This is a genomic window from Pseudomonas cerasi (genome assembly GCF_027983475.1).
GTDB classification, from domain to species: Bacteria; Pseudomonadota; Gammaproteobacteria; order Pseudomonadales; family Pseudomonadaceae; genus Aquipseudomonas; species Aquipseudomonas cerasi.
Genome location: NZ_JAQJVM010000002.1, coordinates 122,461 through 146,462 on the forward strand (window position 1 = coordinate 122,461; position 24,002 = coordinate 146,462).

The following is a 24,002-nucleotide window of genomic DNA, read 5'->3' on the forward strand; positions in this document are numbered from 1 at the left end:
TTCCCGATCGGCGCACAGCATCCCATGACCCAGCAAACCGAAAGCCCCGCAGGCGGACGCCAGCAGAAGGTTCAGGCCGCCGAAGTCGGGCTGGGCGTGCTCAAGGCGCTCGCCGAACTCTCCCCTGCCACGTCCCTGTCGAGACTGGCCGAACACCTGGGCATGCCCGCCAGCAAGGTCCATCGTTATCTGCAGGCGCTGATTGCCAGTGGCTTTGCCGAACAGGATGCCGTCAACAATCACTATGGGCTGGGACGCGAGGCGTTGCAGGTCGGGCTGGCCTCGCTCGGCAAGCTGGATGTCCTGAAGGTATCGGCCCCCTGGCTGGCCAGCCTGCGCGACGAGTTGAATCAGACCTGTTTTCTGGCGGTATGGGGCAACAAGGGGCCGACCGTGGTGTATGTCGAGCCCTCGATGGGTGCGGTGACGCTGGTCACGCAGATCGGCTCGGTGCTGCCGCTGCTTGGCTCGTCCACCGGCCTGGTGTTCGACAGTTTTCTGAACGGGCGCGAAACCGCTGCGCTCCGCGAGCAGGAAGTGCCGTTGCTGAGCACCGGCCAGCTGCGTGAGGTCGAGCAGCATGTCGAGCAGATTCGTACCACCGGCGTGCACCAGATTCAGGGCCTGCTGATGCCGGGTATCAATGCAGCCTCGTCACCGCTGTTCGCCATGGGTGACAAGCTGGTGGGGGTGATCACCGTGGTCGGGCCGGGATCGATGTTGAACGACGAGACGCAGAATCTGGCGGCCAGGCGGCTTTTGCAAACGGCGCAGGCCATCAGCGAGCGTATGGGCGGTAGCCGTCCGTCAGACTGACTCAGGAAGAGGCGGTTGATACCCTGGCGAAATGGCTCGCTCCATGCCAGCCGTGAATCAGCCGACCTTCGACGCGGTTACGCCCTTTGGTTTTGGCCAGGTAAAGCAGCCGATCCGCTTCCGCCAACGCGGCGGTATGTCCATCCTTCTCTGCTGCGTTGATCGACACCACGCCCGAGCTGATGGTCAGTTTGCCCAGCGGGCTGGCCGAGTGCTCTATACGAGTGGTTTCAACGGATGATCTGATTTTTTCCGCGATCTTCAGCGCCCCTGCCAGGTCGGTTTCAGGCAGCAGAATGACAAACTCCTCGCCGCCGTAACGTGCCGCGATATCCCCAGCCCGGTCAAGACTGTTGCCTATGAGCCCAGCCACTTGTTTCAGGCAGTCGTCTCCCTGCAGATGACCGTAGGTGTCGTTGTATTGTTTGAACCAGTCAATATCCAGCAGAATGATCGCGATAGTTGCAGTATTCCGGCTCGCCCGCCCCCACTCCTGCTGCAAGGCCGCATCGAAGCAGCGTCGATTGGCCAGGTGCGTGAGGCTGTCCGTGTGAGCGATGATCTCCAGTTCGTTCCTGGCGATGTTCAGTTCACCTTCCGCATTGATCAACTGCTGGATTTGCCGGTACAGCAGGACGCCAAGCAAAACCAGCGCAAGGATAATGATGCCGGTGATGGTCATGGACCGGTGTGCATAAGCCCACCAGGGCGCGAACACATGCTGACAGGAGACGCCTGCAGCGGCGACGATCGGCAATCCGGACACTCGCCGATAGGCGTAGATCCTTTCCACCCCGTCCACCACGGAGTTGATCACCGCGGTGCCGCTGTCGCTGTAGGGCAGATAGCGAGTGAAGATATCGCCCTTGGCGACATTGGTGGTCATTAGTGCGGTTAATGTGGGGCGTCGCGCCAGCAGGTCGCCATTGCTCAGAGCGAGAAAGATTACCCCCTTGTCGTCTACATCCATGCGCTGGAAAAACGCCTGGAAATAAGCCACCGGTACGGTGGCCAGTGCAACGCCAGCAAAACTGCCATCCGCAGCATTGATACGCCGACTGACCGGGATGACCATATCCCCGGTATTACGGCTTTCTACGATAGACCCTACATGAATGGACGGGTCAGGGTTATCGCGATGGTAAATGAAGTAATCGCGGTCTTCGTTGTTTCTGGTGTGCACGCCATTGGCAAAGGAATTGGCGACCCAGTTGCCCTGAGCATCGTAGATGAACAGCCCCTGAAGCCCTTTGACGTTTATCAGGTCTTGAGCCATCAGCCTGGTCAAGCGGCTTTGCTGCTGGCCTGCAACCCCGTCCTGTTCCACACGCTCGACAAGGTCACGCAGCGTATTGTCAGCCTGTTGCAGGGTGTCCTGAGCCTGCTGCTCAGCGGCAAGCACGATATTGGACACCGCAATCCTGGCGGTGGCCGCGCGCTCGAGCTTCGACTGGTTCATCTGCCAGACGGTAGCCAGGGTCAGCGATAGACAGACCAGGGCAATGAAGCCGATCAACGCTTTGCTGAGCGCCGAAGGTGTAAGCCTCGTCGAAATAAAGGAAAGCCGTTTCATAGGGTTGTCATCAAATTGGCAGTGAACCCCGCCATGCAGTTTCCATACCTTAGCGCCACTCACCCGAACACGTTGTTACACCGAGGTCACGCGGGGCTTAGTTGAATGAATGCCCCGCAGGCTAGTTGCTCAAGAAGTCATTACAGGTATTCGGTTTTTTGACGATACAGCTTCTAAGCTGCTAGAGACAGCTACCGATACACTACTGTGAGAGGTGCTGCAATGTATCGAACTTTGCTTTTCCGGCATGGCGCAAGCGCGTGTTGGCAGGGTGTTTTCACCGATGCCGGCACAGCGGCATTGTACATCGATCGCTTCGCGTTTCAGGCGCGATCAGCTTATAGCGATGACCTCAAATGAGTACTTACCCAGTCGGCGATGACGACGAAGAACGTATTCGGATTTTGAATGCTTTTTCGTTGATGGATACCCCACCTGAGCATGAATACGATCAGATCGTGCAAATGGCATCGCGGATTTTCGACGCGCCCATTGTTCTGATTTCTCTGGTTCATCGCGACCGGCAATTCTTCAAGGCGCGCGTTGGCCTCGATGTCTGCGAAACGGGCCGCGACGTCTCATTCTGTAATTTTGCGCTGATGGGCCGTAACGTTTTTCTGGTGCCTGATGCATTGCAGGATGAAAGGTTCAGCTCAAACGCGCTGGTGGTAGGCGCTCCCTATATTCGCTTTTATGCCGGGGCGCCACTGATAACCCCCAGCGGTCATGTGTTGGGCAGCCTGTGCCTGATCGACAATAAACCTCGGGAGACCTTCTCGGAGCGAGACCAACTGATTCTTCAGGACCTGGCGGTCATGGTCATCGAAAGAATGGAATTGCGTCGGCTCGAGCTCGAGAATGAAGACAGCCACGCCCGCTTCATGAATATCACCTCGACCTCACCCGACGCGATCATCTGCTCGGACAGCAAAAACCGGATCATCTCATGGAACAATTCGGCCGAGCTCATTTTCGGGCATCGATCCGAGGACGCCATGGGAAAGCCTCTCGATATCATTATTCCGCCCGAAATGCGCTCCAGACATCATGCAGGTCTGTCGAGGGTGTCTGCAGGCGGCCCGGCCTCCATTATCGGAAAATCCATCAACCTGACGGCCATCCATCGCGACGGTCATACAATCCCCATCGAGCTCTCGCTCTCACAATGGACGTATGCCGGCGAGCCACAATTCGGAGCGATCATTCGTGACATCACCCAGCGTGTCGAGGCGGACAAATTACTCAAGCATGCGGCTGAATACGATCATCTGACCGGCCTTGCCAATCGATCGACGCTCAAAAGGCGGATCAAGGAAGCGTGCGGCGCACAGCTTTCGGCGGCCATCCTGCTGATCGACCTGGACGGCTTCAAGGACGTCAACGACACGCTGGGCCACGCTGCGGGGGATTTTGTGCTCCAGGTGACCTCTCTTCGTCTTCGCGAAAACGTCCCGGCCAGCCATATGGTCGCGCGTCTGGGCGGCGATGAGTTTGTCGTGTTCCTGTCAGACACGGCAGACCCTGACAACGCGACCAGGCTGGGCCTGGAGCTCATCGCGGTCATCGAGGAACCGATTGAGTTTGAAGACAATTCAATCTACATCGGCGCCAGCATCGGCGTCTCCGTAAGGTCCGGCTGCGACTACGACGAGGAGCAAATGCTAGGCAATGCGGATCTGGCGCTCTACCAGGCCAAGTCTGATGGACGTTCCCTTGTTCGCACCTTCACCTCCGAGCATCGACAGACCGCGTCAAGAAGAGGCGCGCTCAGCTCATCGATGCGTCAGGCGTGGGCCAACAAAGAGTTCGAGCTGTACTATCAGCCTCAGGTACGCCTTGCGGACGGTCGTATTACCGGAGCCGAAGCCCTTATTCGCTGGAACCATCCGACACTGGGTGTGGTGTCCCCGGCGGTTTTTCTACCTGCACTGGAAGCAGGTCTTCTTGCGGTGCCGGTGGGCGAATGGATCCTGCGTTCAGCCTGTGAGCAGGCAGCGCAATGGAGAAATACCGGCTGTGACGAATTCCGCATCGGCGTCAACCTGTTCGCCGCGCAGTTTCGCATGCGTGACTTTGCGGAAATGGTTGAAAGTGCGCTTGAAGACTTTTCCTTGCCAGCACACGCTCTCGAGCTGGAGATCACGGAAAACATCATCCTGCGAAACGAACAGCGCATCATGGAACCGCTGCGCCACCTTCGCTCATTGGGAGTGGGCATTGCATTCGACGATTTCGGTACCGGCTATGCGTCCCTGAGCCTGCTGAAAGACTATCCGGTGACACGGCTGAAAATCGACCGCTCATTCGTAAGTGGCGTTGAGCGCAGCAAAAAAGACGAAGTTATCATCGAGGCCGTTATCAGGCTGGCGAACGGCTTCAATCTCCAGGTCACGGCAGAAGGCATAGAGACCCGCGAGCAGGAAAGTCTGATGCGTCATTATGTGTGCGACGAGGGTCAGGGCTATCTGTATGGTCGTCCCATGCCGGCGCATGAATTTACCGAGCGTTATGTCTCGTCTCACAATCGGCAGGCTGACGTGCTCAAGCACAAATGACTCAGAACGAGCCTGAGCAGGCTCGTCTGATCGCGCAAGGCGGGCACTTCCGGTTATCGCTCAATCCGGCGTCAGTACACCACGCTGGATCTGGTCGCGTTCGATGGATTCGAACAGCGCCTTGAAGTTGCCTTCGCCAAACCCGTCGTCGCCCTTGCGCTGAATGAATTCGAAAAACACCGGGCCCATCAGCGTGGCGGAGAATATCTGCAACAGCAAGCGACGCTCGCCCCCTTCGGAAGAGCCATCGAGCAGAATGCCGCGTGACTTGAGCTCGGCCTCCGGCTCACCGTGATCGGGCAGGCGGCCTTGCAGCATCTCGTAGTAGGTGTCCGGTGGCGCAGTCATGAAGCGCATGCCGGTTGCTTTCAGCGCGTCCCAGGTCTTGATCAGGTCATCGGTAAAGAACGCTACATGCTGGATGCCTTCGCCATTGAACTGCATCAGGAACTCTTCAATCTGCCCCGCCCCCTTGGACGACTCTTCGTTGAGCGGAATGCGGATCATGCCGTCCGGGGCGGTCATGGCTTTGGAGGTCAGGCCGGTGTATTCGCCCTTGATGTCGAAGTAACGCAGCTCGCGAAAATTGAACAGCTTTTCATAGAAACCGGCCCAATACGCCATGCGCCCGCGGTACACGTTGTGGGTCAGGTGATCGATGAATTTCAGACCGGCACCGACCGGGTGGCGATCGACGCCTTCGATGAAATTGAAATCAATGTCGTAAATCGACGTGCCCTCGCCGAAGCGATCAATCAGGTACAACGGCGCGCCACCGATGCCCTTGATCGCGGGCAGGCGCAACTCCATGGGCCCGGTAGCGATTTCCAGCGGTTGTGCACCCAGTTCGAGTGCCCGGTTATAAGCCTTCTGCGCATCTTTCACGCGGAACGCCATGCCGCATACCGAAGGACCATGCTCGGCGGCAAAGTACGATGCCAGGCTGTGCGGCTCGTTGTTGAGGATCAGGTTGATCGCGCCCTGACGAAACAGGGACACGTCCTTGGAGCGGTGCGTTGCGACTTTGGTGAAGCCCATCATCTGAAACACGGGCTCAAGGCTGTTGGGCGTCGGTGACGCGAACTCGATGAATTCAAAGCCCATCAGGCCCATTGGATTTTCGTAAAGATCAGCCATGACTGGCTCCTTGCAGGAAAGTGAGAGTGGGTAACCCTGGCAATCACTGTCCTGCGGGCGGCGCACACGGAATCCCTCGCACGCTGCGTGCGAGAAAATCACCGAATATCAGTTGCAGACCAAGAATCTTCATGAAGGCAGCCTACTCCGGCTTGTCCGATTGTGCATCAGGATGTGCCTGCTGAAAGGCCGGGTGCTGCATGGCCAGATGCTCGACCCGCTGAATACGCGCAAATGCAGTCAGGTCAACGTGGTAACGATGGGCTGCGTACAACTGCGGTAACAGGTAAATATCCGCGAGGCCGGGGCTCGAGCCAAAACAGAAACCCTGCTCCCCGATCAACTGCTCGACGGCCTGCAAGCCTTGGCCGATCCAATGCCTGGTCCAGGCCACGACAGCGGCCTCGTCGTGACCAAGCGTGCGCAACCGGTCAAGCGCCGAAACGTTGTGCAAGGGCTGGATGTCACAGCCGATAAGCGCCGCCACGGCACGCTGTCGAGCTCGCATCACGGCCTCCTGCGCCAGTAACGCAGGTTGCGGATAACGCTCCTCCAGGTATTCGATGATCGCCAGTGACTGAGTGATGACCACTCCATCGTCCAGCCGCAGCGCAGGCACCCTGCCCTGCGGGTTCAAGTCCGTGTAATCAGGTTTGTTTTGCTCGCCGCCCTCAAGCGCCAGGTTGACCGGAACCGCCGTGTAATCCAGCCCCTTGAGGGCCAGCGCAATACGCACACGGTAACTGGAGGTCGAGCGGTAATAAGTGAATAGGTCCACGGGAGTCGCCTGCCTGACGCATGGGTGCGTGTTTTTATTTTCGTAACCGCATTACGTAATGCGTAAATTGCGTGATCAGACCTTCGCTGTCAACTCAAGCTTCGTAGCGAATGAGCTAGGATGCATTAACCCGATAAAAACAACCCAGGGTGGCTTGATGAATATCCTTTACGACGAACGCATCGATGGCGTGCTGCCCGCCGTCGACAAGCAACAACTGTTGCAGGCGCTGCAACAGCAGTTGCCCGACCTGGACATCCTGCATCGGCCCGAAGAACTGCGGCCTTACGAGTGCGACGGATTGTCGGCCTATCGCAGCACACCGATGCTGGTGGCATTGCCGCGGCATGTGGAAGAAGTACAGACGCTGCTCAGGCTGTGCCACGCACGTCGCGTACCGGTGGTCGCTCGTGGGGCGGGCACCGGGCTGTCGGGTGGCGCGCTGCCGCTGGAAAAAGGCGTGCTGCTGGTCATGGCACGCTTCAATCAGATCCTCGATATCGACCCTTCGGCGCGCCTGGCGCGGGTTCAGCCCGGCGTGCGCAATCTGGCCATTTCTCAGGCGGCAGCGCCCCACGGCCTGTATTACGCGCCGGACCCGTCCTCGCAAATTGCATGCTCCATCGGCGGCAATGTGGCGGAAAATGCCGGCGGCGTGCATTGCCTCAAGTACGGGCTGACCGTGCATAACCTGCTCAAGGTCGAGATCCTGACCGTGGAAGGCGAGCCGATGACACTGGGCAGCGACACGCTGGACTCGCCGGGCTTCGACCTGCTGGCACTGTTCACCGGCTCCGAAGGCATGCTCGGCGTCATTACCGAAGTCACGGTCAAGCTGCTACCCAGACCGCAAGTGGCCAAGGTGCTGCTGGCGGCGTTCGATTCAGTGGAAAAGGCCGGACGCGCGGTGGCCGATATCATCGCCGCGGGCATTATCCCCGGCGGACTTGAGATGATGGACAATCTGGCGATTCGTGCCGCCGAGGATTTCATTCACGCAGGTTACCCGGTCAATGCCGAAGCCATTCTGCTCTGTGAACTGGACGGCGTCGAAGCCGACGTGCACGCCGATTGCGAACGGGTCAGCGAGGTATTGACACTGGCGGGCGCTACCGAAGTGCGCCAGGCGAAGGATGAAGCCGAGCGGGTCCGCTTCTGGGCCGGGCGCAAGAACGCTTTCCCGGCCGTGGGTCGCCTGTCGCCGGATTACTACTGCATGGACGGGACCATCCCGCGCCGTGAGTTGCCGGGAGTGTTGCGCAGCATCAGGGAGCTATCCGAGCAATACGGCTTGCGCGTCGCCAACGTGTTTCATGCGGGTGACGGCAACATGCATCCGCTGATCCTGTTCGATGCCAATCAACCGGGTGAGCTGGAGCGCGCCGAGGCACTGGGCGGCAAAATCCTCGAGCTGTGCGTCAAGGTCGGCGGCAGCATTACTGGCGAGCACGGTGTCGGTCGCGAGAAGATCAATCAGATGTGTGCCCAGTTCAATAGCGACGAGCTGACCTTCTTCCATGCCATCAAGGCGGCATTCGACGCCAGCGGTCTGCTCAACCCTGGCAAGAACATCCCGACGCTGCATCGCTGCGCGGAATTTGGCGCCATGCACATACATGCCGGGCAATTGCCGTTCCCCGACCTGGAGCGCTTCTGATGAGCACTATGGACAACGACGTCAGCCAAGCACTGCTCCAGCGGGTCGATCATGCGCTCCGCGATAACCGGCCGTTACGTATTCAGGGCGGCAACAGCAAGGCTTCTCTCGGTCGTGAAACGGCTGGCGAAATACTCGATACCCGCGAGCACCGAGGCATCGTCAGTTATGACCCGACAGAACTGGTGATCACGGCGCGCGCCGGTACGCCATTGAACGAGCTGATACAGACGCTGGATGCCGCAGGCCAGATGCTGCCTTGCGAACCGCCCGACTTCGGCGCGGCAACGCTCGGCGGCATGGTCGCTGCAGGGCTCTCGGGACCGCGCCGTCCGTGGAGTGGGTCGGTGCGTGATTTCGTGCTGGGCACACGGGTCATCACCGGTCTTGGCAAACACCTGCGTTTCGGCGGAGAAGTCATGAAGAACGTTGCAGGTTATGACGTTTCACGCCTGATGGCAGGCAGTTTCGGCTGCCTGGGGCTGCTGACCGAGGTGTCGCTCAAGGTGCTGCCCAAACCGCGTCTGTGCAGCAGTATCGCACTGGAAATGGACAGCACGCTGGCCTTGGCGCGCCTTGCCGAGTGGGGTCAGCAACCGATACCGATCAGCGCGGCCAGCCATGATGGCCAAGTACTGCGTCTGCGCCTGGAAGGCGGTGAAGGTTCAGTGGCCGCAGCCCGGGACCGGCTCGGCGGCGAGCTGCTCGATGCCGCGTACTGGCAACAGTTGAATGCGCACCGCCTGCCCTTCTTCGATGACCCTCGGCCGCTGTGGCGGCTCTGTGTACCTGCTGACAGCCGCCTGCCGGATCTGCCGGGCGAGCAGTTGATCGACTGGGGTGGCGCGCAACGCTGGCTCAAGTCGGACGCTGACGGACAAACCATTCGAGCGATCACTATGGCGGTTGGCGGCCATGCGACCTGCTACAGCCAGGGCGTCGTCGACAGCCCCTTCGAGCCGTTGGCCGCACCTGTGCTGCGCTACCATCAGACACTCAAGACCCGACTCGACCCGCAGGGGATTTTCAACCCCGGCCGACTGTACGCGGAGCTTTGAAACATGCAGACCACATTGAGTGAACACGCCAGAACCCTGCCGCGCGCCGAAGAAGCCGAACGTATCCTGCGCAGTTGTGTGCATTGCGGTTTCTGTAACGCCACGTGTCCGACCTATCAATTGCTGGGTGATGAGCTGGACGGTCCACGCGGCAGGATCTACCTGATCAAACAAGTGCTCGAAGGTCAGCCGGTCACCGAGAAAACCCGTCTGCATCTGGACCGCTGCCTGAGCTGTCGCAACTGCGAGACCACTTGCCCGTCCGGCGTGGATTACCACAACCTGCTGGACATCGGCCGCGCGGCGGTTGAGGCCCTGGTGCCGCGGCCACTCGCAGAACGCATGCTGCGTGAAGGCTTGCGTCGCGTCATCCCCCACCCCGGGCTGTTCAAATCCCTGACCGGCATGGGCCTGAAGTTCAGGCCGTTGCTGCCACAAACCCTGGCCACCAAGCTGCCGGAGGCGGTCCATCCTGCCGGACTTCGTCCGCACACCGGTCATGCGCGCCAAGTGCTGCTCCTGGAAGGTTGCGTTCAACCGGGCCTGTCGCCCAACACCAATAGCGCTACGGCGCGGGTGCTGGATCGTCTGGGCATCGGCATTACGGCGGTCAGACAGGCGGGTTGCTGCGGCGCCGTGGATTATCACCTCAATGCACAGGAGGCAGGGCTGGACCGGGCACGGCGCAACATCGACGCGTGGTGGCCCGCGTTGCAGGGCAGTGTTGAAAGCCTGATCCAGACGGCCAGCGGCTGCGGGGCCTTCGTCAAGGATTACGGCCACCTGCTGCGCCATGATCCAGCCTATGCCGACAAGGCCGGGCAGATCAGCGCGCGAACCAAGGATCTGGTCGAACTGCTGCGCGACGAACCGCTGGAAACCCTCGGCATCAAGACCGATCAGCGCCTGGCATTTCACTGCCCGTGTACGCTGCAACACGCGCAAAAACTCGGCGGCGAAGTCGAGCGTGTCCTGACTCGTCTAGGCTTCAATCTGACCACAGTGCCGGACGGTCATTTATGCTGCGGCTCTGCAGGCACCTACTCCATCACCCAGCCTGCCATCGCCCGTCAACTGCGCGACAACCGCATGAACGCACTGGAGAGCGGTAAACCGCAGGTGATTGCCACCGCCAATATCGGCTGTCAGACCCATCTGGCCAGCGCCGGCCGAATGCCAGTGCGGCACTGGATCGAACTGATCGACGCAGCGCTTGGCACGCCTGAATCACACTGAACCCTATTCAATAATCACTGCTCCGGAGAACCCCATGAAGATCAAAGCCGTCCTGACCCAGACCGAAATCAGCCTGATGCTCGGTGCCGCACGCGATGAAGCACGGGCCAATGCCTGGGCCGTGTCCATCGCCGTCGTTGATGACGGCGGCCATCTGCTGGCATTCGAGAGACTGGACGACGCCGCACCGATCAGCAGCTACATCGCGATCGAAAAAGCCCGCACCTCGGCACTCGGCAAACGTGAGTCCAAGGGTTACGAAGAGATGGTCAATGGCGGGCGCACTGCATTCCTGAGTGCTCCGCTGCTGACTTCCCTGGAAGGCGGTGTGCCGGTCATCGTCGACGGCCAGGTAATCGGTGCGCTGGGGGTTTCAGGCGTGAAAGCCGAACAGGATGCTCAGGTCGCCAAGGCCGGTGTCGCAGCACTTGACGCCGACTGACGGGCGGCCCGGCTGGTCACACGCAAGCCAGGCCACTGCAGGAGTCTTCATAGCCGGTAGATCGAAATCCAGCTCATGTCCGGATGGCTGGAATAGATATACGTGCCGGTCTTGTTGAGTACAGCGCCGCCTACCGACGGAAAGTAGGCAATGCAGGTGGAGATGCCCTTCACCGTATCGATCCGGTAAACGTCGTAATTACAGGTGTAGATTGCGTAGACATAGCGGTCATCCGGTGTCACGCCGATGACTTTCACCGGGTAACCCTGCGTGCCGATTTTTTCCCGATAGAAGGTTTTATTGGTCGCGGCATCGACGATGTAGACCTCGTCGATGCCGCCGACATACAGCCAGGCGCCATCGGAACTGAAGGCCATCGAACGTGGGTCGGAAAACCCGGTAATGTCATGCTGCAGGTAATCGACCTTGCTGATCGCAAGAACATCGGTAGGCGCGGTGCGATCAACCAGCATGGTCGCGTAAAACCTGTCGTTCAACGGACTGATCCCGAGGGCCAGCGATGCGTTGGTCAGGGCGCCCAGATCGAACTCGTTTTCGACCGTGTAATTCTCGGTCTCGATCAGGCGAATCAAACCGCCTAGCGCATTTTGAAAGGACAGGCAGATAAAACGGCCATCGGCACTGCACAGGATCCTGTTGACGTTGGCTGCCGGGAGTATCCTGATCACTTCGCGCAGGCGCGTATCGACCACGTAGCACCTTTTCTGGCCAATGGTGTAAAGCCTTTTACCATCGGGGCTCAGGGTAATCGCGCCGGCCCCTGCCCGCTTGATGGCGCCCGTTACGCTGGCACTGGCGATGTCGACCACACTGACTTCCCGGCCACTTTCATGGGCGACATACAACGTGGTTTCATCAGGGCTGATAGCGATCTGTGCGGGTACAAAGCCCAGGGGGATAATGCCGGTCAGCCACGCGATGTCCAAGGGCACACCCGAACCGACGGGGTCAGCGATATGCGTCAAGGCTCTAACGTTCTGAGATGCTTTTTTTTGCATTTCTCTGATCCTTCAATAGGTCTTGTAAGACCGCCAGAACGGGGAATAGATAAGAAGATATATCCCCGTCATCCAACGATGCGGCCAAGACACTTATGCCGCTCCGAGCCAAAAACATAGGGTCATTGAATACTCAACACGGGGGGATGGGTACTGTCAGAAATGACAGTCAAAATGTGCCGGAACCGTTCGAATGAGGGTATCGCTGGCAGTGCAGGACAGCGCGGTCGGGCACTCCAGCCCGAAGGCATCGAGCCCGCAGAGCGCCATTACCATTGGTCAGCGCAATGACCCGGAGAAGGCTCGCGAGAATTGGCCGGGGAAAATCCTCAAGAGCTTTCCCGCACCACCAGTTCAAAGCCGAGATCCACCAGAGGCTGCTGGGTGACCCCGTCAAGCAGGCCCAGCAATACCTGAGCAGCGCGCTGCCCGACTTCTTCTCTGGGCGTGCGTATCGAGGTCAGGCGCGGCACCATGTGAGCGGACCCCGGCAGGTCGTTGAAGCCCACCAGAGAGACTCGTTCGGGAATCGTGACGCCCAGGCGCAAGGCCTCCAGCGCGGCGCCTTGTGCCAGGTCGTCGTTACAGAAAAATACCCCGTCGACATCCGGATGCTGGTCAAGCAGGCGCGCAAACAACTCCCCGCCCAGACCGATCGACGAGGCCTGGCGTGTCGAGACCTGCAACGCGGGGTCGAACAGCCCGGCGTCTTCCAGCACCCGACGGAACCCGGCGCCACGTTGCAGTACACGAGGGTCGAGTTGGGCGGCCATGTACGCCAGCCGACGGCGGCCACGCCCGAGCAGATGGCGCGCGGCTTCAGCACCGGCCTGTTGTTGCGAGAACCCGACGCAATAGGCGCCCAGGCGGGTGTCGAGTTCCATCATGTGCACGCAGGGTATGCCGCTGGTTTCAAGCATCTGGCGAGACGCTGCCGTGTGGTCGAAACCGGTCAGCAGAATACCGCGCGGGCGATTGACCAGATGGTTGCGCAGCAGCTTCTCTTCCTCGTCAGGTGAGTAATGGTAGTTGCCGATGACCACGTCCAGGCCCCGCACGCGCAACACGTCCTGAATGGCTTCCAGCGTCTCGATGAACAACTGGTTGGACAGTGACGGCACCAGCACCACGACGGTCTGACTGCAGGAAGAAGCCAGTGCCCTGGCGGCCGGGTTGGCTACATAACCCAGGCCCTGCGCCGCAGCACGGACCTTTTCCACAAGTTCAGGCGCCACGGTGCTGATACCGCGTAACGCACGCGAGGCGGTGATCGGAGAGACACCAGCCAGCTTCGCCACTTCATTGAGCGTGGGGCGACCGGTAGAGCGGGAACCAATGCGTATCATGCGTTGCCAACTAACATAAGGGTTGCCAAATGTGTCGAATGCCCCATAAGGTAGCGCTGTCTCATGGAACGTGACAATGCTTTATCGCTGGTTTCACAGGGGTTGCCCGGTTCGGGTCCCGCGGAGAACAGCCTCCCATGCTTATTGATGAGCCCAAAACAACGACAAATAACTGGAACAGCCCGGGCTGGGACTCATGTCCACCCGAAAGAAGACAGCGCTGTCTCCAGATGAGGTGCCTACTGTGACAACTGCGAATACTGCTATTTCCGCCCTTGTGGTGATGGGTGTGTCTGGCTGCGGCAAAAGCGCCGTGGGTGCCGAGATTGCCCTGAACAGCGGCGGCCGTCTGATCGAAGGCGACGCGTTCCATCCACCGGCCAACATCGAAAAGATGAGCGCCGGAACCCCCCTCAACGACGAAGACCGTGCCGGCTGGCTGACCCGCCTGGGCGAAGAGATGGCTGCCGCCCTCGCCAACGGTGAACACCCGGTGCTGACCTGCTCCTCGCTCAAGCTCATTTATCGCCAGCGCCTGCGTGATGCGGTGCCTGGCCTGGGTTTCGTTTTTCTGGAACTCAGCAAGGAACTCGCCAGCGAACGCTGCTCGCACCGGCCTGGGCACTTCATGCCCGCCAGCCTGGTGGACAGCCAGTTCGCGACCCTCGAACCGCCCTATGGCGAACCGCTGACATTGATCGTGGACGCGTCCCAGCCTATCGATGTCATCGGCAAACAAGCCGCAGCATGGTGGAAAGGCTCTCACGCCTGATAAAGGTGTGAGTGCAAAAGACAGCGCTGTCTTGCGCACACACGATTGAAGTCGGCGCTGTTAACAGTTCCTTAAAACAATAAACCGGAGAGACACCCATGTTCGGTATGACCCATGAGACGTTCCTGCTCGTCGATGCCTTGGTGACCATCGTCGGCCTGGTGCTGCTGATCACCACCTTCAAGGTGCACCCTTTCGTCGCGCTGACCCTGGCGGCAGGCTTTCTTGGCCTGACCTCGGGAATGCCGGTCGAAAAAGTCATGAAATCCTTCCAGGACGGCTTCGGTGGCGTACTGGGCTTCGTCGGTATCATCCTTGGCCTGGGCACGATGCTCGGCAAGCTGATGGCCGACTCGGGCGGCGCAGACCAGATTGCGCAAACGCTGATACGCACCTTCGGCAAGCAGAAAGTGCACTGGGCAATGATGTTCTCTGCCTTCCTGGTGGGCATCCCGTTGTTCTTCGAGATCGGTTTTGTCCTGCTGATACCGCTGGTGTTCATTGTCGCGCGACGCACCGGCGTGCCCATCGTGAAGATCGGCATTCCGCTGCTGGCAGGCCTGTCAGCCGTGCACGGTCTGGTTCCACCGCATCCGGGTCCGTTGCTGGCCATCGGCATCTTCGGTGCAGACATCGGCAAGACCATTTTCTACGGACTGATCGTTGCTCTGCCAACCGCCATCATCGCTGGCCCGATCTTCGGTAACTGGATTTCCAAAAGTATCCCCGGTACGCCGTCCAAGGAACTGATGGACCAGATTGCCAAGGAGTCGAGCACTGACAACCTGCCAGGCTTCGGCATCACGCTGGTGACCATCCTGCTGCCAGTCTTCCTGATGCTGCTCAAGACCTTGGCCGACGTGGTATTGCCGGAAAACAACATGTTCCGCATCTGGATGGATCTGATCGGTCACCCGATCACCGCCCTGCTTGCCGCGCTGTTGCTGGCGTTCTACACCTTTGGTGCCGCGCGCGGGTTTGACCGCAGCAAGATCATGAAGCTGCTGGACCAGAGTCTCGCTCCGGTGGCGGCAATCGTGCTGATCGTGGGCGCAGGCGGTGGCTTCAAGCAGATGCTGGTGGCCAGTGGCGTCGGTGACGTGATCGGGCACATGGCTGTGCAGGCGCAGATCAACCCGATCATGCTGGCCTGGCTGGTAGCGGCGGTCATCCGCATCGCAACCGGTTCGGCGACGGTGGCAACCATTACCGGTGCCGGCATCGTAGCGCCGGTGGTCGGCCTGATTCCAGGCGTCAATCGCGAACTGCTGGTGCTGGCAACCGGTGCCGGTTCGTTGATCCTGTCGCACGTCAACGACGCCGGGTTCTGGCTGGTGAAGCAGTACTTCAACATGACCGTTGCCGAGACCTTCAAGACCTGGACAGTGATGGAAACCATCCTCTCGGTCGTCGGCCTGATTTTCATCATGCTGTTGTCGATGGCGGTGTAAACCCCGGACCAGGCCTTCGCGGGAGCTGCAGCCCGCGAACGCCTGGTCCCGCCTCACGCCTGTGCATCACCCTTCCCAGCCCCCCCCCGCAATACACCGCATCAGCGTGGACACTACGTTGATCTGCAGCCCCTTCCTACACACTCGTTCGCCACTTTCATTTGAATTTTCAGAAAGCCCGGGCAATCTGGTGAAGTCGTGCCTACGCTTGTACTCATATCGAAATGGCTTGAGCAGCACCGTCGACCGAGACGATGACGACGCTGAACGGTGCAGCGGCTGACGTTACTTTTTATATGACGCCAGTAAATACGGGCATTTTCACGTCGAAACGGGCAGAATTGGCGCACTCGTCGTATCCGGGATGCAAATCTCGATGACAAGAAAATGAACCGAGGGAATTTAATTCACCTGTGCGACGTCATAAGACGGATGCATTTGGATGCACTCGGCAACAATCACCACGCAAAGGCAAACGCCAGCCTCTTGAGAGAGGCGTTTTCAAGAGGCCATCAAGGAAAAGATTATGTTGATACTCACTCGCAAAGTAGGCGAAAGCATAAACATCGGTGACGAGATCACCGTCACGATTCTTGGCGTTCAAGGGCTTCAAGTCCGCCTGGGCATCAATGCACCTAAAAATGTTTCAGTGCATCGTGAAGAAATCTACAAACGTATCCAGGCAGAACTGGCTCCCAACCAGGACCCACAATAATTCCCGCACCACCCCCTTATTCAATGCTGATCTGCCGTTTATTGGCAGACCGGCCGTACGGCGTCCCTGGGACGCCGTTTTTTATGGCCGCCATTCTGCGCTTCTCTGCTGCACCGGCCTAACCGGCCTGAAGGCCTAAAGCCGCCTGCATGAACCCCTCCGAAATGAACGTCTCGGCAGCTACAGGTTGATGAGCGAGCCTGCGCGTGACCGCCTCCAGTACCACTCGGCTGGCATCATGATGAAACTGCCAGACGCCGTATATCCGGCCGTCGAAGGCGGGTTCGCTGCCCAATTGCGGGTCGACGCCCAGTCCGGCGCCCAGACCGAAAAGATGCAGGCCCTTGATTCGACGACCGTGCTGGTCGAACGGGCAGCCGCCAGCGTCCGAGTCGAGTCCCCCCTTGGCCTCGCGCAAGCTGACAAGGTTGCCATCGGCATCCTTCAGTCTGGGCAACACGGGCTGATAACCAGAGCACTGCACGATCACAGTCGAGTCAGCCAGGACACGTCGTGCCTGCTCGTGTTCATCGGGGCGTCCGCCCAGTGTCTGCACCATCTGCACGTGCACGCCGGTTTTGCCTACGCGGCCGCTTTGCAGCGCTTCGCGCCCGATCTCCAGGGCACGGTAACGCAAACCTCCGGAACGGTTGATCCGACCTGAAACCGGGCAGACATCAAGCTGCGCGAATGCGTAGCCGGCTGCGTGCGCCAGTTCAGCACTTTCGTAAAACAGCCTGATACTGCTCCGGTGAACCAGTGACAGTTCTTGCAAGCCAGCAAACTCCAGTGCATCCGCCAGATTCTCAAGCGTCGAGAAAGCGCTGTGAGATCCCCCGACGATGGTGATACGCCCGTTATCGGCCAGCGCCGGGGCAAATACTTCGCGTAACTGCACCGCGTTCATGCGCAACAAGCGGTCAGCGCTCTGGATAGTGCAGGTGTCCGGCAGCGTCAGACCTTGCCGGGCAAGATCATCGATCAGGTGTTGTGGATCCTGGCGCCCGCCCAGGTTGAGTACCAGCGTCTGGCAGCGCACGCTTCTTTTGCCGTACACGCTGTCAACGTGCAGACAGAACTCGTCGCCCTCGCAAATCACCTCATCAAGGCGCGTGCCGGACCATACTTCTACGCCATAACGTTGCACGATGTGGTCCAGCACCAGCCTGGCTGCCTCGCCCATGAGCAGGCCCACATCCGACAGCTGTGGCGCGCTCTGTGCCTGCGCCTTGATGCGCCAATAGGCTGCCGAGTACTCAAGGGGTTCGAACACCTCGCGCAATGCCGGATCACGAAGGCAATCGATGAATACATCGCCTACCGAGTTGGCAGTAATCCGGTAATCTCCCAGCGCACCCGCCCCGGGCTGGTCGCTTGCATCAATGACAATCAGTCCTTTGGCAGCGAGCCCGGGCATCGCGCCGCTCTTCAGGGCGTAGAACAAAAAGCCCATGCCCGCGAGCCCGGCACCTCCCACCACGCAACCGCAGGCTGTTTCCATACAGTTATCAAACATAATGATGCTCCATCGTCATTTTCATACGTGGGTGCAGTCCAGATGTTCTGGATGTCGAATACCTGATTGATAAGGCGAACCAGCGTCCCTGCACGATTCGAGGCGAAACACATGCAGCACACTACACACGCGCTCATTCACGGCGCCCATGAGACGACATGGTTAGAGAAGGTGTTTTTCACAAAAAATTACACTAGGTACAACAGACACAGGCCCAATGTTCAGACCTGACAGGAAGAAGGCGTCATGCTACCGCCCTTTTTAAGACAACGCTTTTATCAGCCTGAAAAGAGTGACAATGCGTTACAAAATAAGTCGGGCAACTGAATAGTTGCAAAGAAAATCGGGGGTGTCAAATGGGCTGCAAGCGGCGACAATGGCCTGGAACGCTTTATAACCTGATGATTTGAATGACCTTGTATCGTTTAATCGTTGAATGCCCCTTCAAAAAAGCAGTTTTCGCTGACATTAACGCATTCAATGCGTTCAACTTATTTTTTATAGTCCGCGCTAAAAACAGCATTCTTTCGACGCTGTTAATTTGACGAGCATAAAGCGGTTCTGCGCCACCAAAGGTTCGCGTTCATGAAGACCCGCCTAGCCTCTGTGCCTGCGCCGAATGCGGTCGATAAAGCGGCCCTTAGAAACGACAAGGCCCCGATCAGCGATGATCAGGGCCAGGTAACGTGATGCCAGAGCATCAGCGGGGTGCAGCAGTATCAGGCAGCGCTGTAATACGCTTTCGCCACACGGGGCATTACCGGTTCTTCGCGCAACTCGGCCACCAGTGCCGAGATGTCCCGAACCGTATTGATACGGCTGAGCGGCAGATTCATCTGGCGCTGGGTACGCCCCGATACCGGGTCGCTTATCTGCACGTTCATCTGATCATTGGCAATCGTGCAGGTGCAGCGTAACGGCAGGAACGCACGTTCAACGATGCTTCTGAGTTCTAACTCGGACAGTCCACTCGCGATCATCTCTTTATCTCCTTATGTGTGTAAGCATGTCCCGACAGTGACAAATTTTTGATAATTTTTATTGTTGATGACTTTTTAAAAACGGCCCGCGCCAGCCCGCCAATTATCCGTCGCCACTCACTTGATGCTTAAACCCGTTATACACTGCGCGCTGCACTTCAGGCAACTTCCATACCTGAATATCGATCACCCTTTTAACGCGGTTTCTTATTGAGTGCCCCCACAGAAAAAACGATTCACCCTCATGTTCTTCAACAGAATGGGACTCGGCGTGAACCGCAGCGTATAAAAGGCACGTGAACGGAAGGAACAAAGACCGACGAACGGTTGAACATAAAATGGTTACTGCGCTCGCAAGGCACGCCCGCTCCTTTAAAAGAGTCGTGCGTGCCCCGGCTCGAAAACTTACTCTTGTGTGTCTTGCATGTTCTCTTTTGCATCGGTGCCGGACAGCCGCAGGTGAATCAGCGCAACACGCTCGCCACGCTTGTCGCGCTTTTCTTCGATGTGGAAAGGACGAAACCCCATTCGCGGATAGAACAGCAAGCCCGGGACGTTGTGGTTGTAGCAGGACGCGATCATTTCACTCGCCTCGTGCTTGTCGAACGCAATCCCCATCATGGTGGTGATCATGAAGCGCCCTACTCCTCTGGAGCGGGCTTTCGGTGCGATGATGACGTTGCCCAGCGAACAGCGGCCGCGAAACGTGCAGAGCGAAAAGTTGGCAAACCCTACTACTTCGCCATCCATCTCGATGACGGTCGAATCATGACGCGTCTCAAGCGCTTCGATGAGTTGCGAGGCGGTCAACGGGTACGTGGCCCTGGGGAACATATAGAACAGCTCATCGGCATTCTGCGGCATCTCGCAGATGAGGGGGACGTCTTTTTCTTCCAGGGGACGGTAGGTGAACATAGGCGGTAACCTCTTGAAGAAATTGAAGAAAGCGCGGGAATACAGCAAGCAGATCGGCGAATCCGGCGGCGGTAGATGACAAAAACACAGCGCCCTCGCCGACACAGCATAATCCGCAGCTATCGATAAGGGCTACCTCAATAACAAAACGTGCTAATGAGCGTCGTTGTCCAGGCTGCCTTCGGGCCACATCGCGCAAGGTATTGAAGCCACCGGTTTTACTCGCCTCGGTCTATCAATCCTTCCGGCGCAGGTACGCAATATCCTGTAACCCGGCGTTCGTCGGCTGGTCTTGCATCCCGGATGCAGATTCTGCATTTATTTCACTTTGTTGACCGGACTATCCTTCTTATGTCGATTTCGCCTCTGGCTCGCTTCAAAGCCCGTCCGCTCAGATGGATTAGCATGATAGCCGTCATCCTTGGCCTGCCCGTCGGCTGCGCAGTGCTTGAACACAAGGAGCGCGAACTGGTATTTCGCATCGAGCCCGGTACCGCCAGCTGGTACAGCGGTCTGCCGGCAGATGTACAGGAAATCGAACTCAGTACACCGGCATTCGGTAACTCGCAGAATATCCACGCATGGTGGTGGCCCGCTGCGGACAAGAACGCCCCGGCGGTGCTGTACCTGCATGGATCACGATGGAACCTCACCGGCCAGCTGTTCCGTATCCAGCAACTCAAGGCGCAGGGTTACTCGATACTGGCGATCGATTACCGGGGTTTCGGGCAAAGCATGGGCCAGCTGCCGTCGGAGAAGTCCGTGTATGAAGACGCACGCATCGCCTGGGAACGCCTGAAGCAATTGCAACCCGATCCGCAGCGCAGGCTGATTTATGGACATTCTCTGGGCGGTGCGGTGGCAGTGGATCTGGCTGCCGAGCTGGGCGAAGACGCTGAAAAGGGCAATGTGCCGATTCAGGCCCGCGGGCTGATCATAGAATCCACGTTCACCAACCTGGCCGATGTGGCTACCGCGCTGGCCAATACCTCGCTGCCGGTGCGCTGGCTGCTGTCGCAGAAGTTCGACTCACTGGACAAGATTGCAGACATCCATATGCCGGTGCTGATCGTGCATGGCACCGAGGATCGCTATGTCCCGGCCCGCTTCAGCGAACAGTTGTTTGAGGCTGCGCAGGAACCGAAGAAACTGCTATTGGTGCCTGGCGGTACGCATAACAACAGCATGCAGCTCGGGCAGCCCGCTTACAGCCGGGCCATTCGCGCCCTGCTCGATACACCCGCATCGCTGCCTCAGGTGACAAAACAGGGCAAGGGCTCAAAGACCGCCGGTTAGACAATGCAGGGCGCGTGGCCTTAGTCTTCGGATTCATGGCTAAAGGACCCCGCAATGAACTGTATTGTCGAGTATTCAGACCCGCATCACCGTCTCGCGGTCATCCAACTGTGGAAGACCGTCTTCAATGACGAAAAGCCGCACAATCGCCCAGACCTGTCGATCGACAAGAAAAGGGCTGTCGACGATCATTTGTTTTTCGTCGCTCTAGCGGATGACGAGGTGGTCGGGACCCTCCTTGCCGGCTATGACGGTCATCGCGGCTGGCTGTATTCGGTTGCCGTTGATCCCCAACAGCGTGGCAAAGGACTGGGCACCCGGCTGGCCAGGCACGCTGAAAAAGCGCTCGCGGAGCTTGGCTGTGTGAAGATCAACCTGCAGATCCATACCTTTAATGAAAGCGTGCAGGCCTTCTATCAAACCCTGGGCTATACGCCTGAGCCCATTATCAGCATGGGTAAGCGGATTGATGCCAATGTACCTAATCTGCCCTGAGCCGTGCGCCCCCTGTTTGCAGGGGGAAAGAAACCGGCAGGCGCCTCAATCATTTATTTACATGAGAATTAATATCAAATTACAATTATTGCTATTAACGTCCTAGCAGAGCATCTCCCTTGAGCACTTCCTTCCAATGCCCTCGCCGTCCCGGCACTTTTCTGCTGTCCGCGCTTTCTCTGGCGATGTTCTCCGGCGGTACAGTGCATGCAGCCGAAACCGCAACGCTGCCTGCCACGCAGGTGTCGGCAACCGCGACCGAAACACAGGAAGGCTACAGCGCCAAAAGCGCCAGCACCGCGAGCAAGAGCGATGTACCGCTGAAGGAAGAAGCGCAGTCGGTCAACGTGGTGACACCGCAGACCATCGCCGACTACAACGTGCGCTCGCTGGACGATGCCATGAAGTTTGTCAGTGGCGTCAGCCAGGGCAACACGCTTGGCAACACCAAGGACTCGCTGGTCAAGCGCGGCTTTGGCACCAACGATGATGGCTCGGTGCTGCGTGACGGCGTGCGCTCGGTGGTGTCGAAAAATTTCGGCGCTACCACCGAACGCGTTGAAGTGCTCAAAGGCCCGGCCTCGCTGCTGTACGGAGCCATGGAGCCGGGTGGCGTGATCAACGTGATCAGCAAACAGCCGCAATACGCGCAAAGCACCACGCTCAGTGGCTCGGCGTACAGCGAAGGCGGCGGCAGCTTCGGCATCGACACCACCGGCCCGCTGGGCGACTCGGGGCTGGCCTACCGCTTGGTGGCCGAGCGTCAGAGCGAGGACTACTGGCGTAACTACGGCGTTGACCAGCACACGCTGGTCGCGCCGTCGCTGTCCTGGACGGGGGAGCGCGCCAGCCTGACGCTGGCTTACGAATACAACGATTACGTGAGCCCGTTCGATCGTGGCACGGTGTTCACGGGCGGTCATCCTGCCAATATCAGCTACGACAAGCGACTGGATGAAAAATGGTCCAATACAGTCGGCATCAGCGAAACCGCAACCGCGCGCTTCGAGTACCAGCTCAGCGATGACTGGAAAACCCGTCTGACCTACGGCTGGAACAACGACCGCTACAGCCTCTCGATTGCCCAGCCGAGTACGCTGTCCAGCAGCGGCGTGCTAAGGCGTCAGGCCAATGGCGGCCACTACGATTATGAAACGCGTTATGCCAGCTGGGACTTCATCGGCAAGCAGGAGCTGTTTGGCCAGCAACATGATCTGCTGATCGGTGCCGAACAGGAAGACTCCGACAAGTACCGCGGCAAGACCTATCGCAACACCGCCCAGAACGGCTTCAACATCTTTTCGCCCAGCTATGGCAGCCTGGCAGAGCCCAGCGTGATCAGCGCAGCGAACAGCAACCTGAGCAATCAACTGACTTCATCGTCCATTTACCTCAAGGATAACTGGCACCTCGATGACCGCTGGATTCTGGTCCTCGGCGGCCGCTATCAGCATTATGACCAGTACATCGCCCAAGGCCTCGGCGCCAGCCGCAACACTAACCTGGACAAAAATGACGATATATTCCTGCCGATGGCGGGCCTGGTATTCAAGGTCAATGAAGACCTGTCGCTGTACGGCAACTACAGCCGCTCCTTCGTCCCCAATGATGACGTTAACGATGACGGCACCACCTTCGACCCGGAAGAAGGTCGCAGTTACGAAGTCGGGGCCAAATATGCACTGGCACCGGAACTCGACTTCAACCTTGCGGTGTTCGATATCGAGAAGAAAAACGTCGTCACCCCTACTGGCGTGACGGGTGTCAGCGAAGCCGCTGGCAAGGTAGGTTCACAAGGCATCGAGCTGGACGTGACCGGTCGAATTGCCGAGCGCTGGGACATGATCGGCACTTACGCTTACACCCACACCGAAGTGCTGGATGATCCAAGCAACAAGGGCAATCGTCTTAGCCAGGCCCCCAAGCATACAGCCAGCCTGTACCTCACCCACCATCTGCAAGTCCCGTCCGGCCTGGGCGACTGGCACGCAGGTGGCGGCGCACGCTATGTGGGCGAACGTGCTGGCGACGATGCCAACACCTTCTATATGAGCAGCTACACAGTGGCGGATGCGTTTCTGCGCTGGGACGTGCCCATGGCCGGTTATAAAACACGCCTGCAGTTGAATGTGGATAACCTGTTCGACAAGCAGTACTACCCGTCCAGCACCGGCAGCCAGTTGCAGGTCAACGTGGGTGAACCGCGCACCGCGCGCCTGAGTGCCAGCGTCACGTTTTAAAAGGC

Annotated in this window: 20 protein-coding genes; 12 read left to right on the top strand and 8 right to left on the bottom strand. The window is 58.6% G+C overall.

The annotated features are described in order from the left end of the window. The first annotated feature begins 24 nt into the window (after nt 1-24). The gene (locus PI739_RS09660) at nt 25-816 is read left to right on the top strand and encodes an IclR family transcriptional regulator (RefSeq protein ID WP_003436299.1); all 792 of its coding nucleotides are present in this window, start codon (nt 25-27) and stop codon (nt 814-816) included. Between the two features lies 1 nt (nt 817). On the opposite strand, the gene PI739_RS09665 is transcribed toward PI739_RS09660, so the two are convergent. Next, a complete protein-coding gene (locus PI739_RS09665) occupies nt 818-2,389 on the bottom strand; it encodes a sensor domain-containing diguanylate cyclase (RefSeq protein WP_024662292.1) in 1,572 nt (523 codons plus the stop codon). A 356-nt stretch (nt 2,390-2,745) separates the two neighbouring features. Between PI739_RS09665 and PI739_RS09670 the strand changes: the two genes are divergently transcribed. Then, nucleotides 2,746-4,944, top strand: coding sequence for a putative bifunctional diguanylate cyclase/phosphodiesterase (locus PI739_RS09670; protein ID WP_003436296.1), 2,199 nt, complete (start codon nt 2,746-2,748; stop codon nt 4,942-4,944). 60 nt (nt 4,945-5,004) lie between these two features. Here the strand turns inward: PI739_RS09670 and hppD are convergent, their stop codons facing one another. After that, the gene (gene hppD / locus PI739_RS09675) at nt 5,005-6,081 is read right to left on the bottom strand and encodes a 4-hydroxyphenylpyruvate dioxygenase (RefSeq protein ID WP_003370421.1); all 1,077 of its coding nucleotides are present in this window, start codon (nt 6,079-6,081) and stop codon (nt 5,005-5,007) included. 142 nt (nt 6,082-6,223) lie between these two features. Continuing rightward, on the bottom strand, nt 6,224-6,859 hold the full coding sequence (gene maiA, locus PI739_RS09680; RefSeq protein WP_003436293.1) for a maleylacetoacetate isomerase: 636 nt from the start codon (nt 6,857-6,859) through the stop codon (nt 6,224-6,226). Between the two features lie 157 nt (nt 6,860-7,016). Here maiA and glcD point away from each other — a divergent pair, with 157 nt between their 5' ends. The 4 genes from glcD to PI739_RS09700 are packed head-to-tail and all read left to right on the top strand — an operon-like array spanning nt 7,017 to nt 11,252. Next, nucleotides 7,017-8,516, top strand: a complete 1,500-nt coding sequence (gene glcD, locus PI739_RS09685; protein ID WP_003436290.1) for a glycolate oxidase subunit GlcD — start codon at nt 7,017-7,019, stop codon at nt 8,514-8,516. Further along, the gene (gene glcE, locus PI739_RS09690) at nt 8,516-9,574 is read left to right on the top strand and encodes a glycolate oxidase subunit GlcE (RefSeq protein WP_003436287.1); all 1,059 of its coding nucleotides are present in this window, start codon (nt 8,516-8,518) and stop codon (nt 9,572-9,574) included. The genes glcD and glcE overlap by 1 nt, the downstream gene beginning before the upstream one ends. A gap of 3 nt (nt 9,575-9,577) precedes the next feature. After that, nucleotides 9,578-10,810 (top strand): glycolate oxidase subunit GlcF, encoded by a 1,233-nt coding sequence (gene glcF, locus PI739_RS09695; RefSeq protein ID WP_054081607.1) that lies wholly within the window; start codon nt 9,578-9,580, stop codon nt 10,808-10,810. Between the two features lie 34 nt (nt 10,811-10,844). Then, on the top strand, nt 10,845-11,252 hold the full coding sequence (locus PI739_RS09700) for a heme-binding protein (protein WP_003436282.1): 408 nt from the start codon (nt 10,845-10,847) through the stop codon (nt 11,250-11,252). A gap of 47 nt (nt 11,253-11,299) precedes the next feature. On the opposite strand, the gene PI739_RS09705 is transcribed toward PI739_RS09700, so the two are convergent. Further along, complete coding sequence (locus PI739_RS09705) at nt 11,300-12,271, bottom strand: YncE family protein (RefSeq protein WP_003436279.1); 972 nt, start codon at nt 12,269-12,271, stop codon at nt 11,300-11,302. A gap of 329 nt (nt 12,272-12,600) precedes the next feature. Further along, on the bottom strand, nt 12,601-13,617 hold the full coding sequence (gene gntR, locus PI739_RS09710; RefSeq protein ID WP_054081606.1) for an HTH-type transcriptional regulator GntR: 1,017 nt from the start codon (nt 13,615-13,617) through the stop codon (nt 12,601-12,603). Nucleotides 13,618-13,900: 283 nt separating this feature from the next. Here gntR and PI739_RS09715 point away from each other — a divergent pair, with 283 nt between their 5' ends. The 3 genes from PI739_RS09715 to csrA all read left to right on the top strand — a co-directional run bounded on the left by PI739_RS09715 (nt 13,901) and on the right by csrA (nt 16,555). Further along, on the top strand, nt 13,901-14,389 hold the full coding sequence (locus PI739_RS09715) for a gluconokinase (protein WP_003344097.1): 489 nt from the start codon (nt 13,901-13,903) through the stop codon (nt 14,387-14,389). Between the two features lie 98 nt (nt 14,390-14,487). Further along, nucleotides 14,488-15,840, top strand: coding sequence for a GntP family permease (locus tag PI739_RS09720; RefSeq protein ID WP_003436276.1), 1,353 nt, complete (start codon nt 14,488-14,490; stop codon nt 15,838-15,840). 526 nt (nt 15,841-16,366) lie between these two features. Then, nucleotides 16,367-16,555 (top strand): carbon storage regulator CsrA, encoded by a 189-nt coding sequence (gene csrA / locus PI739_RS09725; protein WP_002554157.1) that lies wholly within the window; start codon nt 16,367-16,369, stop codon nt 16,553-16,555. A 118-nt stretch (nt 16,556-16,673) separates the two neighbouring features. Here the strand turns inward: csrA and PI739_RS09730 are convergent, their stop codons facing one another. The 3 genes from PI739_RS09730 to PI739_RS09740 form a co-directional block, all read right to left on the bottom strand. Further along, nucleotides 16,674-18,071, bottom strand: a complete 1,398-nt coding sequence (locus PI739_RS09730) for a pyridine nucleotide-disulfide oxidoreductase (protein ID WP_058397951.1) — start codon at nt 18,069-18,071, stop codon at nt 16,674-16,676. A 719-nt stretch (nt 18,072-18,790) separates the two neighbouring features. Continuing rightward, nucleotides 18,791-19,051: a DUF1652 domain-containing protein gene (locus tag PI739_RS09735; protein ID WP_003370403.1), complete on the bottom strand. Its 261-nt coding sequence runs from the start codon at nt 19,049-19,051 to the stop codon at nt 18,791-18,793. 405 nt (nt 19,052-19,456) lie between these two features. Next, on the bottom strand, nt 19,457-19,966 hold the full coding sequence (locus tag PI739_RS09740) for a GNAT family N-acetyltransferase (RefSeq protein WP_003370401.1): 510 nt from the start codon (nt 19,964-19,966) through the stop codon (nt 19,457-19,459). Nucleotides 19,967-20,317: 351 nt separating this feature from the next. On the opposite strand from PI739_RS09740, the gene PI739_RS09745 reads away from it, so the two are divergent. The 3 genes from PI739_RS09745 (at nt 20,318) to PI739_RS09755 (ending at nt 23,997) form a co-directional block, all read left to right on the top strand. Next, complete coding sequence (locus PI739_RS09745) at nt 20,318-21,262, top strand: alpha/beta hydrolase (protein ID WP_054081604.1); 945 nt, start codon at nt 20,318-20,320, stop codon at nt 21,260-21,262. A 54-nt stretch (nt 21,263-21,316) separates the two neighbouring features. Then, on the top strand, nt 21,317-21,757 hold the full coding sequence (locus PI739_RS09750; RefSeq protein WP_054081603.1) for a GNAT family acetyltransferase: 441 nt from the start codon (nt 21,317-21,319) through the stop codon (nt 21,755-21,757). A 119-nt stretch (nt 21,758-21,876) separates the two neighbouring features. Then, a complete protein-coding gene (locus PI739_RS09755) occupies nt 21,877-23,997 on the top strand; it encodes a TonB-dependent siderophore receptor (protein ID WP_248670478.1) in 2,121 nt (706 codons plus the stop codon). The last annotated feature ends 5 nt before the right edge of the window (nt 23,998-24,002 follow it).